Below are 13,429 nucleotides of genomic sequence, written 5' to 3'. Positions count from 1 at the left end.
CGAAAAACGCCCGCGGCTTTTCCGGCCGCGGGCGTTGTCTATCCGGTACGGGTTTTCCGTCAGGCGGCGGAGCGCTTGCGGACTTCCTCCAGGAAGGTGGCAACCTGGTTGCGCAGCATGGAGGCGTTATCCTTCAGCTGCTGGGCGGAGGAATCCACCTTCTCTGCAGTGTCGCGGGTGTTTTCCGCTGCTGTCGAAACGGACTCGATATTTGTCGTCACCTCGACCGTGCTGCGCGAGGCTTCGGTCGCGTTGCTTGCGATTTCCTGCGTTGCGACCCCCTGCTCCTCGACAGAGGAAGCGATGGAAGAGGCGATTTCGTTCATGTTGTTGATGATCTCGGTCACCGAGGAGATCGCGCTTGCGGCATGGCCGGTCTCTTCCTGGATCGCGGTGATCTGGCTGGAGATGTCTTCGGTCGCCTTGGATGTCTGCGTCGCAAGTTCCTTCACTTCGGAAGCCACGACCGCAAAGCCCCTGCCGGCCTCGCCGGCGCGGGCGGCCTCGATGGTCGCGTTGAGCGCAAGCAGGTTGGTCTGTTCGGCGATGGCCTGAATCAGGGTCACGACTTCACCGATCCGGGTGGCAGCCTCGGACAGGCCGTTCATGCGCTGGTTCGTCGACTGGGCTTCGCCGGCGGCGCGGGCTGCGATTTCGCTGGAAGCCTGGACCTGTCTGCGGATCTCGTTGACCGATGCGGACAGTTCTTCCGCGGCGGCGGCAACGGTTTCCACGTTGTGAGAGGCCTGGGACGAGGCGTTGGACACGAGGCCGCTCTGCTCGGTTGTCTGGGCCGCAACGCCGGTCATGTCGCTCGAGGCCGCCTGCAGGTTCTGCACCGAGCTGTCGATGATGCCCATCATTTCGGTGATCTGACGGTCGAACTCGCTGCTGAGATGCTGGATTTCCGCACCTCTGCGGGCGGCGTCCTCCTGGGCATTGTTCTGCTGGTCTTCCAGCTCGCGTCTTGCGGATTCGTTGCGGACGAAGACTTCCATGGCTGCCGCCATCTGACCGATTTCGTCGCCGCGGTCGGTGCCGTCAATCACGATGTTCGTATTGCCTTCCGCCAGCGTGCTCATGTTTGCGGTAAGGGCGCGCAGGGGCCGCACCGTGTTGCGAACGGTAACGACGGCAATGGCGACCGCGATCAGCGCGCCGACGACCGCAAGGGCGATGATCGTTGTGGCGGAGCTCCAGTAGGCCGAATCCAGGTCGTCCACATAGACGCCGGTGCCGACCATCCAGCCCCAGGGCTGAAAGTTAGCACCCCAGCCGATTTTTTCGAGGGCGGCTTCACTGTTGGCGCGCGGCCAGAAATAGGTGAGCGAACCGCCGCCGGCTTTCGCCTCGTTGATCAGTTCGGCAACGATCTTGACGCCGGTCTGGTCCGCGAAACCCATCATGCTCGTGCCGATGAGCGAGGCTTTCGGGTGGATCAGGGTAAGGCCCTGATAGTCATAGGCGAAGAGATAGTTGTCACCCTCGAACCTGATCGCACTGATCGCGACTTTCGCTGCTGCCTGCGCCTCTTCGCGGCTCATCTCGCCGGATTGTTCGAGACCGTGAAAGTGGGTAGCGATGGAGACGGCGCCGTCTGCGATGTCCTTGATTTTCGTAAGGCGCTCTTCGAACATCGCCGCATAGAGGCTGTTCAGACTGACGGCGCAGATCGCGACCGTGAACACCAGGATCGTTGCAATGGGGAGGCTAATTTTCCAGGTAATTGGCCAACGTGCAAAGGACATGATCGGATTCTTTCTCTCGACTTACATACCGAGGATAAATCCGCGAAACACTTGACGAATTTCTTAAGATCCGACGCCTTGCAAGAATAAAGTTGTATAATTGTAACAAATTACAATCACACAACTTTAAGAAGGTAGGTACAAATACCGTGAAACCGAATTGTGGCACCCTGACAGTCAGCGGCGGGCGCAGAAAACATCCCTGAGGCCCGGGCGCGACCATGTTGCATTTTGCAGCTGTCCCTTCAGGATATGTCCCTGTGATTCGAAATAGAAAGTGTTGGCACTGCCCGCCCGCTGCAGGGTGACGGCGCCATAGCCCATTTCCGCGACGGTTGCGCTTTGACCGTCCGGAGAAAAGACCACGTTCAGGTCGATGCCGGCGGTGCACAGATAGTCGGCGACATTCGTCCGGGCGGCCAGCTGACCGACGGGAGCCTGGGCCGCACCGCGGATATCGGCAGGCGGAACCGGGCCTGTCGGGAAGCCGTTGTTCTGCGGAGCGTTCGGAAATCCGCCCGGGCCGCTGACGGGAGCGTTGAAATTGCCGCCGCCCGGATTGAAATTCGCGGGGCCGTTGATGACGACCTCCCGATAGGGAGTCTTCGTCACGTAGATCCCGCGGCATTCGCCATTCGCGCCGCGAACGGACCAGGCATGCGATACATAGGTCTGCTGCTCGAGAATTTGCCCGGGCTCAAGCCGCGCATAGGGCCGCTCGCCACCCCGGTAGTCGATCCAGTGTATTTCGATCGGCTGACGGCTTGCGTTGCGGAAGACGATCTGGCCGGGACGAACAGCCTCCAGGGAGCGGACACGGCCAAGTTCGGCGCAGGAAAGATCGGAGCCGGCCTCCTGTCCCGGGACGCCGAAGGCCTCATCGGACACGATCTGCTGCGGCAGGGAGCAGGTTGCCACGAACAGGCGCACCGGATTGGCGCTGCCACGCAGAGAAACCGCATATGCCGGCATGCCTTCCACGGCTATGGACAGTTCGGTCTGGCGGATCATCTCCTCCCAGAGCGGGTCGCTCATTTCGATACTGACTTCCGGCAGGGACCGGCCGGCTTCGTTCAGGGCCGAGGAGCCGAAGGCGTTGTAGGTGGCTTCGAAGTCGCCCGCGCTGATGCGCACGGCCTGCGGCATGCCTTCGAGAAGACCGGCCGGGGCCTGCTGGAACATCAGCCTGGCGAAACCGGACTGGGCCGTGCATTCGGCCCGGAAATCCCGGTCGTCCGTCTGGGCAACCGTATGCTGAAGGAAGGTCAGGGTCCCCGGCTGCAGGCCCGGTTCCGCGAACCATTCCCGGTCCTGCCTCGGCGTGACCATCACCGGCTGGGCATTACCGCCCCCTCCGCCTGAAAGCCTTTCACGCACAAGGGTTTCCAGCTCGCCGGAGACGCGCGCCGTGTCCGTTCCATCCTGATCCGGCGTCGAAATGGGGGTGTCCACACGCTCGAGCGGCTCAAGGCCATTCGAACCGTCGGGCGGGTCGATTGAGGTGATGGTGGACTCGCCGCCGTCCGCCGGAGTCCGTCCGGACGGGGTGTCGGCCCGCGGCCGGGTGGCGGTCTCGGACGGTGTGGCGGACACGGGCCCGGCGGCGGTTCCCGAATTGGTTCCCACCACCCGCGCCGCAGCACCGGGCTTGCCGTCGCTGGAGACATCCACCACCAGGGTGTTGCCGCTGCAGATATCGGCGTCCCGATGCAGGACCCGGCTGTTTTCGAGCGTGACTTCCAGCTTCACCTCACAGGGTGGCAGCTTGCTGTCGCTGCCCATGGTGTCGATGACGACACCATTGCCGTCCCGGCTGATGATCGGCCGGTACTTCTTGTTGACGGTAATCGAACGGATGCCCGGTTCCGGCGGGTCCACGTTGATGCGCAGGGTTTCCGGAACGGACTGGGCGTGGGCAATACTGCCGGAAAACGGCAGGACGAGGCTGCAAACCGCGAGGAGGCCGGATGTCAGCACGGGTGCGAAACGGGCATGAGCAGCATTGTGCCGCATGTGCGATCTCCATCGGAGCGCTGGATCGACCCGCATCCATTTCCATGAACGGCGGCAGGTCGATCGATCTGAAATTGTTGGACCACCGGGGCCGGATTGACCGGACCGCAGGATGTTCCGGGGAACCACCGAACGGGATTACTTAGGCAAAGTGGCGCGGAAAGGGCAACCCTGCATCCGGCTAACACCGGCCCCGGGTCCCGATAGCTCTTGATATTTCACGATTTCAGCGCGGCGCCCGTTTGGCGAGAATGCGCTGCAGCGTGCGCCGGTGCATGTTGAGCCGCCGCGCGGTTTCCGACACGTTGCGGTCGCAGAGCTCATACACCCGCTGAATATGCTCCCAGCGCACCCGGTCGGCGGACATGGGGTTTTCGGGCGGCTGTGCCTTGTCCTCCGGTTCACGGGCCAGGGCGGCAAGGATGTCGTCGGGATCCGCCGGCTTGGCCAGATAGTCGATCGCGCCGAGCTTCACCGCGGTCACCGCTGTTGCGATATTGCCGTATCCGGTCAGCACGATGGCGCGGGCTTCCGGCCGTTTCTGGTGAATCTTCTCGATAACGTCCAGCCCGTTTCCGTCTTCCAGCCGCATGTCGACAATCGCGTAGGCCGGGGCGTGGCGCGCGATCTTGACCGCCGCATCCTGGACGCCGTCCGCCGTTTCCGTTTCGAAACCGCGTTTTTCCATGGCGCGGGCAAGACGTTGCTGAAACGGCTTGTCGTCATCCACGATGAGCAGGCTCATGTCTTCCGTGGCGGGAAAGGACGTAGTGTGATCCGTCATGTCGCGTTACCGTTTATTCCTGCCGTGTGCCGCAAACCGGTCGGAGGGCGGCGGCACATCATGTCATTTTGTATCAGTTGTTGCTGTTATGGTGCGAAAACGACGCTTCGTCCACTCTGCCGTCATGTTCGAATACCTCACGCGGCCAGCTTACGCGGATATGCGCTCCGGTTTGCGGTGGCGCCTGATTGTCGAGACTGAGCTTGGCACCTGTGCGCTCCAGCAGGGTTTTGGCAATGAAGATCCCGAGGCCCAGCCCCCCGCCGGTCCCTTTTTGCGGGGATTTCCCGCCGCGTATCGAAACATAGGGATCGCCGATCTTGCCGAGCATGTCGACGGAAAAGCCCGGACCGTCATCGCGGATCGAGATGGACAGCGTCTTTTCGTCCCAACTGGCGGAAATATCGACGCTCGAGGCCGCGAAGTCGACGGCATTCTCGACAAGATTGGCCAGACCGTAACGGATCGCGGCGTTTCGGGTGCCGACCGGCTCGTTTCCCGTGCCCTCGAGGGCGCAATGGATGGCGACGCCCGTTCCCCGGTGCGGGTCGATGACATCCTCGAGAAGCTGTGACACGGGCATGCGCTGGTAGGTGCGGTCCTTTTCGCTCGACAGGCTGGTGAGCTGCCGCAGGATTCCGCGGCAGCGTTCGGCCTGCGACCGGATCAGGGCCACGTCCTCGGCGTGCTCGTCATCGCTGTCGATTTCGTCTGAAAGTTCCTTGGCGACGAGATAGATGGTGGCCAGCGGCGTTCCCAGTTCATGGGCGGCCGCGGTCGCCAGGCCGTCCAGGGCGTTGAGATGCTGCTCCCGGGCGAGCACCAGTTCGGTTGCGGCCAATGCGTCCGCAAGTTGCCGCGCCTCCTCGGCGACCCGGAAGGCATAGGTCGCCATGAAGCCCAGGGTCGAGACGAGGGCGATCCAGATCCCGACCGAATAGACGACCGGCAGCCGGAACACTTCGTCCTCCGGCCAGGGCAGTGGCATGTGGAAGAAGGCCAGCACGGTGGCGCAGCCGGTCGCCAGAATTCCCAGGATGAAGGTGTAACGGGCCGAAAGGCCCGTCGCGGAGACCATGACCGGGGCCATCAGCAGGAAGGCAAAGGGGTTGCCCAGGCCTCCGGTCAGCAACAGCAGGCCGCTCATCTGCAGGATATCGTAGGCGAGCTGCACGGTGGCGGCCCGCTCCGAAAGACGCATGGCCGACGGCCAGCGGATCTTGAGGAAGATGTTCAGCCAGGCCGACAGCGCCACCATGGCGAAGGCGGCGCCTGCGGGCAGGGGATAGTCGAGCCCCACATGCACCACGAGCAGGGCCGCTGTCTGGCCGCCCACGGCAAGCCAGCGCAGGCGAACCAGCGTGTCGAGTTTCAGCCGCCGGTGCGGCAAGGTGATATGGGAGGTGGGTTGATCGGACATATGTTTCTTTTGCAGCCGAATCCGGATGCTGGCAAGGCCGTGGTACTTGTGCCAGCCCTGCGTAGATGGTAGCCAGCCGCTGACAGGGTTGTCCGGATGGCGCGGGCCGGCGGCCGGCCGGAGGAATTTCCGGCCCAGTAAATCAGATCAGCACCGCGAAACGGAATGAGACACGATGACCGACACCAATGACGGCGGCGCACAGCCGCAGGCGGAAGGCGACGCAGCGCCGGGAATGCACATCCTTGGCCAGTACATCAAGGACCTGTCTTTCGAGAATCCGAATGCCCCCCGTTCGCTGGCACAGGGCGAGCAGCCGAAGCTCGATATCAACGTGAATGTCGGCGCGCAGCAGATGGGAGACGACCAGTTCGAGGTCGTCCTGACCCTGACTGCCAAGGCCGAACGTCCCGACATGGTCATGTTCAATGTCGAGCTGGTCTATGCCGGCATCTTCAAGATCACCGGTGTTCCGAAGGAGCACATGCATCCGTTCGTCATGATCGAATGTCCGCGCATGATCTTCCCCTTCGCCCGCAACATTCTGTCCGAAGCCACACGCAACGGCGGCTTCCCGCCGCTGATGCTCGACCCGATCGACTTCGCCCAGCTCTACCGCCAGAACATGGCGCAGCAGGCAGCGGCCCAGCAGACCGGTGAGCAGAAGCCGAACTGAGAACGTCCTGCCTCAGCATGTTTGAAACCCGCGTCGGCCATCGCCAGCGCGGGTTTTTTGTACGCGGATCTTCATGTTATCCCGAAGCGCATTGGCCTTGGCCCCGCAAGGTCAGGCGTCCTCCAGAATCTCCGCCCAGCTTTTCGGGGTGTCGCCGTTGAGCGGGTTCTTCGGGGAGTGCCTGTAGCGCACCGTTTCCATGCGGAAACTTCTGGCGTCGAACATTACCAGCCTGCCGACGAGCCCCTCGCCTGTCCCCGTGAGTTCCTTGACCGCCTCCATGGCCTGCATCGCGCCGATGATGCCGGTCAGCGCACCCAGAACCCCCGCCTCCTCGCAGGTCGGCAGCAGGCCGTCGCGCGGCTTTTGCGGGAAGAGACAGCGGTAGGTCGGGTTGGGCGCGCCGTCCGGACCGGTCTCGAAGGGCCTGAGCGTGGTGATCGAGCCGTCGAACTGCCCCACGGCGGCAGTCACCAGGGGCTTTTTAGCGAAAAAACAGGCGTCTGAAACCAGATAGCGCGTGTCGAAGTTGTCGGTGCCGTCGACCACCAGATCGTAGCCGGAGATCAGCGCTATGGCATTGTGCCCGGCCAGGCGTGTCGGATGCGGGATGACTTTCACATTCGGATTGAGCCGGGCAATCGCCTCCGCGGCGCTGGCGACCTTGGGTTCGCCGAGCTGGGTGGTGTCATGGATCACCTGGCGCTGCAGGTTGGACAGCGAAACCGTGTCGTCGTCGACGATCCCGAGCGTTCCGACACCGGCGGCGGCCAGATAGTGCAGGATCGGCGCGCCGAGCCCGCCGGCGCCGATCACCAGAACCCGTGCGTTCTTCAGCTTCTGCTGTCCGGCTCCGCCGATTTCCCGCATCACGATATGGCGGGCGTAGCGTTCAAGTTCGGCTGGGGAAAGCATGTCTGCTCCTGCTCGCGATGTTCATTGGTCTCAAGACGTCAAGGGCGTGAAGATTGCCGGGCAAGCTCCTACCCCAGCAACCGGCTCACCAGCCGGGCGGTGTAATCCACCATCGGGATCACCCGGGCGTAGTTCAGCCGGGTGGGACCGATGACGCCCAGAACGCCGACGATGCGCTGGTTGCTGTCCCGGTAGGGCGACACCACCAGGGACGACCCGGACAGGGAAAAGAGATTGTTCTCCGAGCCGATGAAGATGCGTACACCGTCCCCCTTTTCGGCAAGGCCGAGAAGCTGGATGAGATCCTTCTTGTTTTCCAGGTCGTCGAAGAGAAGCCGGATGCGCTCCAGATCCTCGACCGCATCCAGATCCGTCAGCAGGTTGGAACGCCCGCGCACGATCAGCGTCCCGGGATCGTCGGAGGCCTCGCCGCTCCACACCGCCAGTCCGGCGTTGATGACCTTCTGGCTGAGCAGGTCGAGTTCGGCCTGGTCCGCGTCCCGGATCTGTTCCAGCTGCGCGCGGATCTGGGCGATGGTGCGGCCCTGGATCTGGGCGTTGAGATAGTTGGACGCTTCCACGAGGGCCGATGACGGCAGTCCGGCCGGCAGGTTGATCACCCGGTTCTCCACAGACCCGTCTTCGCTCACCAGGATGACCAGGGCCTTCTGGGGCTCTATGCGCACGAATTCGATGTGTTTCAGCCGCATGTCGCTCTTGTGGGTCAGCACCACACCGGCGCCCATGGAAAGGCCCGAGAGCATCTGGCTGGCTTCCGTCAGCACCTGTTCGGCCGAATTGGCCTTTTGCGAGGCCTTGACCTGTACGTCGATGGCGCGGCGTTCGTCCTGGGTCAGGTCACCGACCTCCAGGAGCGCGTCCACGAAAAAGCGCAGGCCGATTTCCGTCGGCAGGCGCCCGGCGCTGGTATGGGGTGAATGCAGCAGGCCCAGATGCTCGAGGTCGGCCATCACGTTGCGCACGGAGGCCGGCGACAGGGACATGGACAGACTGCGGGACACATTGCGCGAGCCGACCGGCTCGCCGGTTTCCAGATAGGTTTCCACGATCGAGCGGAAAATTTCGCGGGATCTTTTGTCGAGCTCGCTGAGACTCAAGGCATGTTCTCCGGCTGATTGACCACTTTCAGGGATCAAAAGACGTCATTCTCACATGATATAGGCGCAAAATGGGCCAGACGTGAAGCTGGGCCTTTACGGCGGGCGAAGTTGGGGTCTACAAGGCCGGTAAGATCGGGGGGAAACAGCCGTTTCCGCCGAGCCAAGGTTGAAAGGAATATTCATGCGTCCGTCCAAACGCGCTGCCGATGAACTGCGTGCCGTCACCCTGGAGCGGGGTGTTTCCAAACACGCCGAAGGCTCCTGCCTGATCAAGTTCGGGGATACGCACGTTCTGTGCACCGCCAGCCTGGAAGAGCGGGTTCCGCCCTGGTTGCGCGGTCAGAACCGGGGCTGGGTCACGGCTGAATACGGCATGCTGCCGCGCGCGACCGGCGATCGGATGCGCCGCGAGGCAAGCGCCGGCAAGCAGTCCGGCCGGACCCAGGAAATCCAGCGTCTGATCGGCCGCTCGCTGCGCGCCGTTGTCGATCTCGAGGCGCTGGGCGAAGCGCAGATCACGGTCGATTGCGATGTCATCCAGGCCGATGGCGGCACGCGCACGGCCTCCATCACCGGCGCATGGGTCGCGCTCAGGGATTGCGTTGAGTGGATGAAATCCCGCGACATGGTCACCAAGGAGGTTCTCAAGGACCACATCGCGGCCATCTCCTGCGGCATCTATGCGGGCGCACCGGTGCTCGATCTGGATTATGCCGAGGACAGCACGGCGGAGACGGATGCCAATTTCGTCATGACCGGTTCCGGCGGCATCGTCGAGATCCAGGGAACGGCGGAAGGCGCGCCCTTTTCGGAAGAGGAGTTCGGACAGCTGCTGGGCCTGGCGAAGTCCGGCATCGGCAGGCTCGTCGATCTGCAGAAAATGGCCATTCTTTAAGGATCCGAGCGAATGAGTCACCGGAAACTCGTGCCTGGCAAGCTTGTTGTGGCAAGCCACAACAAGGGCAAGATCCGCGAAATAAACGAGCTTCTTCGGCCCTTCGGGTTCGACGTCGTCTCTGCGGGTGAACTGGATCTGCCGGAACCGGAGGAAACCGGGCTGACATTCGAGGCGAATGCCGCGCTCAAGGCGCAGGCCGCTGCGCAGGCGTCGGGTCTTCCGGCCCTGGCCGATGACAGCGGTTTCTGCGTGCAGGCGCTGAACGGCGATCCCGGAATCTATTCCGCCCGCTGGGCCGGTCCGGACAAGGACTTTGCCATGGCGATGCGCACGATCGAGGAAAAGCTCCAATCCCTCGGCGCGACGGCGCCCGAGCAGCGGCGCGGTTCCTTCGTCGCAGTTCTGTGTCTTGCCTGGCCGGACGGACATCAGGAGCTGTTCCGCGGCGAAGTGGAAGGTGACGTGGTCTGGCCGCCGCGCGGCACGCAGGGGTTCGGTTACGACCCGATGTTCCTGCCCGATGGACGCGACAGGACCTTCGGTGAAATGACGTCCGAGGAAAAACACGGCTGGTCGAAGGACACGCCGGCGCTTTCCCATCGCGCTCGCGCGTTTCAGCTGTTCGCGGACGGCTGTCTGGAAGGGTGAGCATTTTGGTGGAGCCAGGATCGAAGGCCGGCGGGTTCGGCATCTACGTGCATTGGCCGTTCTGCGCCGCCAAGTGCCCCTACTGCGATTTCAACTCCCATGTCCGCCATCAGCCGGTCGACCAGGCCCGTTTCGCCGCGGCCTTCGAACGGGAACTGGCTCATTTCGCCGAACTGACGAAAGGCCGCACCGTTCAGTCGATCTTCCTGGGCGGGGGCACCCCGTCCCTGATGGCACCGGCGACGGTGGAGCGCATCTTGACCGCGATATCCGGTCACTGGGCGCTGGATCCGGAGGTCGAAATTTCCATGGAGGCCAATCCCTCCTCGGTCGAGGCCGAGCGGTTCCGGGGATACAGGGCCGCCGGCGTCAACCGCGTTTCCCTGGGCGTGCAGTCGCTGATCGACACGGACCTGAAGCTGCTGGGTCGCCTCCATGACGCGCAGACGGCCCGAAAGGCCATCGAAACCGCCCGGGCTACCTTTCCCCGTCTGTCCTTCGACCTGATCTATGCCCGTCCTGGCCAGTCGCTGGCCGGGTGGGAACGGGAGCTTCAGGAGGCCATCGCGCTTGCTGCCGACCATCTGTCACTCTACCAGCTGACGATCGAGGAAGGCACCCGCTTCCATACGCTTTATCACGCCGGCAAACTCAGGATGCCGGACGCGGATCTCGGTGCGGAATTCTACGAGCTGACGCAGAATGTGACCGGAGAGGCGGGCTTGCCGGCCTATGAGGTGTCGAACCATGCCCGGCCGGGCGCCGAATGCCGGCACAATCTGGTCTACTGGCGATATGGCGATTACGTCGGCGTCGGACCGGGCGCTCACGGACGGCTGACGGTCGGTGCAAACCGGCTTGCCACCGCCACGGAGCTTCATCCGGAGACCTGGCTGGAAAACGTCGAGCAGCACGGCCACGGCATGATCGAAAATGCCGGTCTCGGCGCCGAAGAGCAGGGAGACGAGTTCCTGCTGATGGGATTGAGGCTCACCGAGGGCATCGACCTGATCCGCTATGAGCAGTTTTCCCATAGGGCCATTGATCCGGACCGCCTGCAAGCGCTTCTGGAACACGGAATGGTTGAGGAACTGGGGGAAAACCGGGTCAGAGCCACACGGGAAGGTTTTTTCGTGCTCGATGCGGTGGTCGCCGATCTCGCTTCCTGAGGGGCGCATCGCGCCATTCTGCGATTTGCTCTACCAAACTGATTCAAATATCCTATCTTTGATTTTGCACCGCACAGAACTTGCCCGTGAAAGTGAGTTCCGCCGTGATCCTGACTCCTTAGGTGCGCAAACGCATAACAAATAGCAGTATTGCGGCCAGCGGTTCGGGTAGTTATCCTGCTGCGATGCAATAGAAACTGCGATAACAGGCAGGCCGCGATGATGTATTCGAAATTCGCCAAGGGGGCTGGCGGCGGCTTCGCACTCAAAGGAGACGTGCCGTTGCCGTTTTATCACCTTTACGAGCTGAACCACGCAGTGATGGCCCCGTTCAGGGCCATGGCCGACATGACCAAGCTCTACTTCCAGAACCCGCTCAATCCATTGACACATACCGGCTACGGACGGCAGGTCGCGGCGGGTTGCGAGGTACTGGAGCGGGCGACGCGGCGTTATGGAAAGCCCGAGTTCGGCCTGAAGGACACCTCCGTGGGCGGTGTCCGCGTCCCGGTTCACGAAAACATCGTCTGGAGCCGGCCTTTTTGCGACCTCATCCATTTCGAACGCGGTGTGACCACGCAGCGCAACGATCCCAAGATCCTGGTCGTCGCCCCGATGTCCGGTCACTACGCGACGCTGCTGCGCGGCACGGTCGAGGCGCTGCTGCCGAATGCGGATGTCTATATCACCGACTGGATCGATGCCCGCATGGTGCCCATCCAGGACGGCAAGTTCGATCTTGATGATTATATCGATTATATCATCTCGATGCTGCACGCCCTCGGCCCGGATACCCATGTGATCGGCGTCTGCCAGCCGTCCGTGCCCGTTCTGGCCGCCGTCGCGGTGATGGAAGACCGGGAAGACCCCTATGTTCCCGCCTCCATGACACTCATGGGCGGACCGATCGACACACGCGTCGCGCCGACCGCCGTCAATGATCTCGCGGTTTCCAAGGGCATCGAGTGGTTCAAGAGCAACGTCATCATGAAGGTGCCCTTCCCTCATCCGGGGTTCATGCGCGATGTCTATCCGGGCTTTTTGCAGCTGTCCGGTTTCATGAGCATGAACCTGGATCGCCATGTGACCGCGCATCGCGATTTCTTCCAGCATCTGGTGGAAGGCGATGGCGACAATGCGGAAAAGCACCGCGATTTCTACGACGAATACCTGGCGGTCATGGACCTGACCGCGGAATTCTATCTGCAGACCGTGGAAGCGGTCTTTATCGAGCACGCGCTGCCGAACGGCACCCTGACGCACAATGGCCATCTGGTGGACTGCTCGAAGATCCGCCGGACCGCATTGCTGACGGTGGAAGGTGAGAAGGACGACATCACCGGCCGCGGCCAGACAAAGGCGGCGATCGACCTTTGCACCGGACTGCCGGACGACATGAAAACCCATTACGAGCAGCCGAATGTCGGCCACTACGGCGTCTTCAACGGCTCGCGCTGGCGCGCCGAAATCGCTCCGCGGGTGATGGATTTCATCCGGTCCAACCGCACGGATATCAAGAAAAAGGCACAGTCGGCCCCGGCCGTCGCCAAGAAAGCTGCCGCCCCGGCACCGGCCAAAAAGCCGGCCGTCGCCAAGAAGGCGCCCGTGACCGGAAAACCGAAGGCCACTCCCCGGGCCGCTTCGTCCGGTTCGCTGGACGATATCCTCCTGGCCAGGCCCAAGGGCGTCGCCGACGACCTGAAGGCAATCAGCGGCGTCGGTCCGAAACTGGAATCCGCCCTGAACGAGGCCGGAATCTTCCATTACTGGCAGATCGCCTCTCTGACGGCGGAGCAGATCGACGCGCTCGACAGCAAGCTCGATTTCCGCGGGCGCATTGCCCGCGACAACTGGATCGGACAGGCGCGCGAACTGTCCGAAAAGGTGAGCTGACGGCGGCGGCGCTCTTCCCCGGCTGCAGGCGCCCGTTCAGGAGGCCTGCAGCCTGCGAACCGGTTTTCATCGGGTTGCCATCCACGCTATTGATTCCCTAACGTCCGCCCAATACAAGTTCGCTCATGCAGCGAGGCCGGAGGT

Annotated in this window: 11 protein-coding genes; 5 read left to right on the top strand and 6 right to left on the bottom strand. The window is 62.7% G+C overall.

What is annotated here, in order from left to right; all coding sequences use genetic code 11:
- Positions 1-59: 59 nt before the first annotated feature.
- The 4 genes from DCO57_RS08760 to DCO57_RS08745 form a co-directional block, all read right to left on the bottom strand.
- Positions 60-1,748 carry a cache domain-containing protein gene (locus DCO57_RS08760; protein ID WP_116698509.1) on the bottom strand — a complete coding sequence of 563 codons (1,689 nt, stop codon included), beginning with the start codon at positions 1,746-1,748 and terminating at the stop codon, positions 60-62.
- A gap of 177 nt (positions 1,749-1,925) precedes the next feature.
- Entirely contained in the window at positions 1,926-3,761 is a 1,836-nt protein-coding gene (locus DCO57_RS08755; RefSeq protein ID WP_116698508.1) for a hypothetical protein, read from the bottom strand.
- Between the two features lie 226 nt (positions 3,762-3,987).
- On the bottom strand, positions 3,988-4,545 hold the full coding sequence (locus tag DCO57_RS08750) for an ActR/PrrA/RegA family redox response regulator transcription factor (protein WP_116698507.1): 558 nt from the start codon (positions 4,543-4,545) through the stop codon (positions 3,988-3,990).
- A gap of 73 nt (positions 4,546-4,618) precedes the next feature.
- Positions 4,619-5,965: an ActS/PrrB/RegB family redox-sensitive histidine kinase gene (locus DCO57_RS08745; protein WP_116698506.1), complete on the bottom strand. Its 1,347-nt coding sequence runs from the start codon at positions 5,963-5,965 to the stop codon at positions 4,619-4,621.
- Positions 5,966-6,140: 175 nt separating this feature from the next.
- Here DCO57_RS08745 and secB point away from each other — a divergent pair, with 175 nt between their 5' ends.
- A complete protein-coding gene (gene secB / locus DCO57_RS08740) occupies positions 6,141-6,641 on the top strand; it encodes a protein-export chaperone SecB (RefSeq protein ID WP_116698505.1) in 501 nt (166 codons plus the stop codon).
- A gap of 111 nt (positions 6,642-6,752) precedes the next feature.
- Here secB and DCO57_RS08735 read toward each other — a convergent pair whose 3' ends face one another.
- Both DCO57_RS08735 and hrcA read right to left on the bottom strand, forming a co-directional pair.
- Entirely contained in the window at positions 6,753-7,556 is an 804-nt protein-coding gene (locus tag DCO57_RS08735; protein WP_116698504.1) for a molybdopterin-synthase adenylyltransferase MoeB, read from the bottom strand.
- Between the two features lie 68 nt (positions 7,557-7,624).
- Positions 7,625-8,713, bottom strand: a complete 1,089-nt coding sequence (gene hrcA, locus DCO57_RS08730; protein ID WP_116698503.1) for a heat-inducible transcriptional repressor HrcA — start codon at positions 8,711-8,713, stop codon at positions 7,625-7,627.
- 145 nt (positions 8,714-8,858) lie between these two features.
- Between hrcA and rph the strand changes: the two genes are divergently transcribed.
- The 4 genes from rph (at position 8,859) to phaZ (ending at position 13,285) form a co-directional block, all read left to right on the top strand.
- Complete coding sequence (rph, locus tag DCO57_RS08725; RefSeq protein ID WP_116698502.1) at positions 8,859-9,572, top strand: ribonuclease PH; 714 nt, start codon at positions 8,859-8,861, stop codon at positions 9,570-9,572.
- A gap of 12 nt (positions 9,573-9,584) precedes the next feature.
- A complete protein-coding gene (rdgB, locus tag DCO57_RS08720) occupies positions 9,585-10,223 on the top strand; it encodes an RdgB/HAM1 family non-canonical purine NTP pyrophosphatase (RefSeq protein ID WP_116698501.1) in 639 nt (212 codons plus the stop codon).
- A 5-nt stretch (positions 10,224-10,228) separates the two neighbouring features.
- Positions 10,229-11,392: a radical SAM family heme chaperone HemW gene (hemW, locus tag DCO57_RS08715; protein WP_244287911.1), complete on the top strand. Its 1,164-nt coding sequence runs from the start codon at positions 10,229-10,231 to the stop codon at positions 11,390-11,392.
- A gap of 222 nt (positions 11,393-11,614) precedes the next feature.
- Entirely contained in the window at positions 11,615-13,285 is a 1,671-nt protein-coding gene (phaZ, locus tag DCO57_RS08710; RefSeq protein WP_116698500.1) for a polyhydroxyalkanoate depolymerase, read from the top strand.
- Positions 13,286-13,429: the final 144 nt, after the last annotated feature.

Source organism: Labrenzia sp. 011 (assembly GCF_003075075.1).
GTDB lineage: Bacteria > Pseudomonadota > Alphaproteobacteria > Rhizobiales > Stappiaceae > Roseibium.
Note: the sequence above shows the minus strand (reverse complement) of the source record. Positions and strands in the feature narration are given on the sequence as shown.

Bases quoted from the DNA above. Each gene is read 5' to 3' on its own strand.
- DCO57_RS08760 (WP_116698509.1), bottom strand. From the start codon at position 1,748: ATGTCCTTTGCACGTTGGCCAATTACCTGGAAAATTAGCCTCCCCATT.
- DCO57_RS08755 (WP_116698508.1), bottom strand. From the start codon at position 3,761: ATGCGGCACAATGCTGCTCATGCCCGTTTCGCACCCGTGCTGACATCC.
- DCO57_RS08750 (WP_116698507.1), bottom strand. From the start codon at position 4,545: ATGACGGATCACACTACGTCCTTTCCCGCCACGGAAGACATGAGCCTG.
- DCO57_RS08745 (WP_116698506.1), bottom strand. From the start codon at position 5,965: ATGTCCGATCAACCCACCTCCCATATCACCTTGCCGCACCGGCGGCTG.
- secB (WP_116698505.1), top strand. From the start codon at position 6,141: ATGACCGACACCAATGACGGCGGCGCACAGCCGCAGGCGGAAGGCGAC.
- DCO57_RS08735 (WP_116698504.1), bottom strand. From the start codon at position 7,556: ATGCTTTCCCCAGCCGAACTTGAACGCTACGCCCGCCATATCGTGATG.
- rph (WP_116698502.1), top strand. From the start codon at position 8,859: ATGCGTCCGTCCAAACGCGCTGCCGATGAACTGCGTGCCGTCACCCTG.
- rdgB (WP_116698501.1), top strand. From the start codon at position 9,585: ATGAGTCACCGGAAACTCGTGCCTGGCAAGCTTGTTGTGGCAAGCCAC.
- phaZ (WP_116698500.1), top strand. From the start codon at position 11,615: ATGTATTCGAAATTCGCCAAGGGGGCTGGCGGCGGCTTCGCACTCAAA.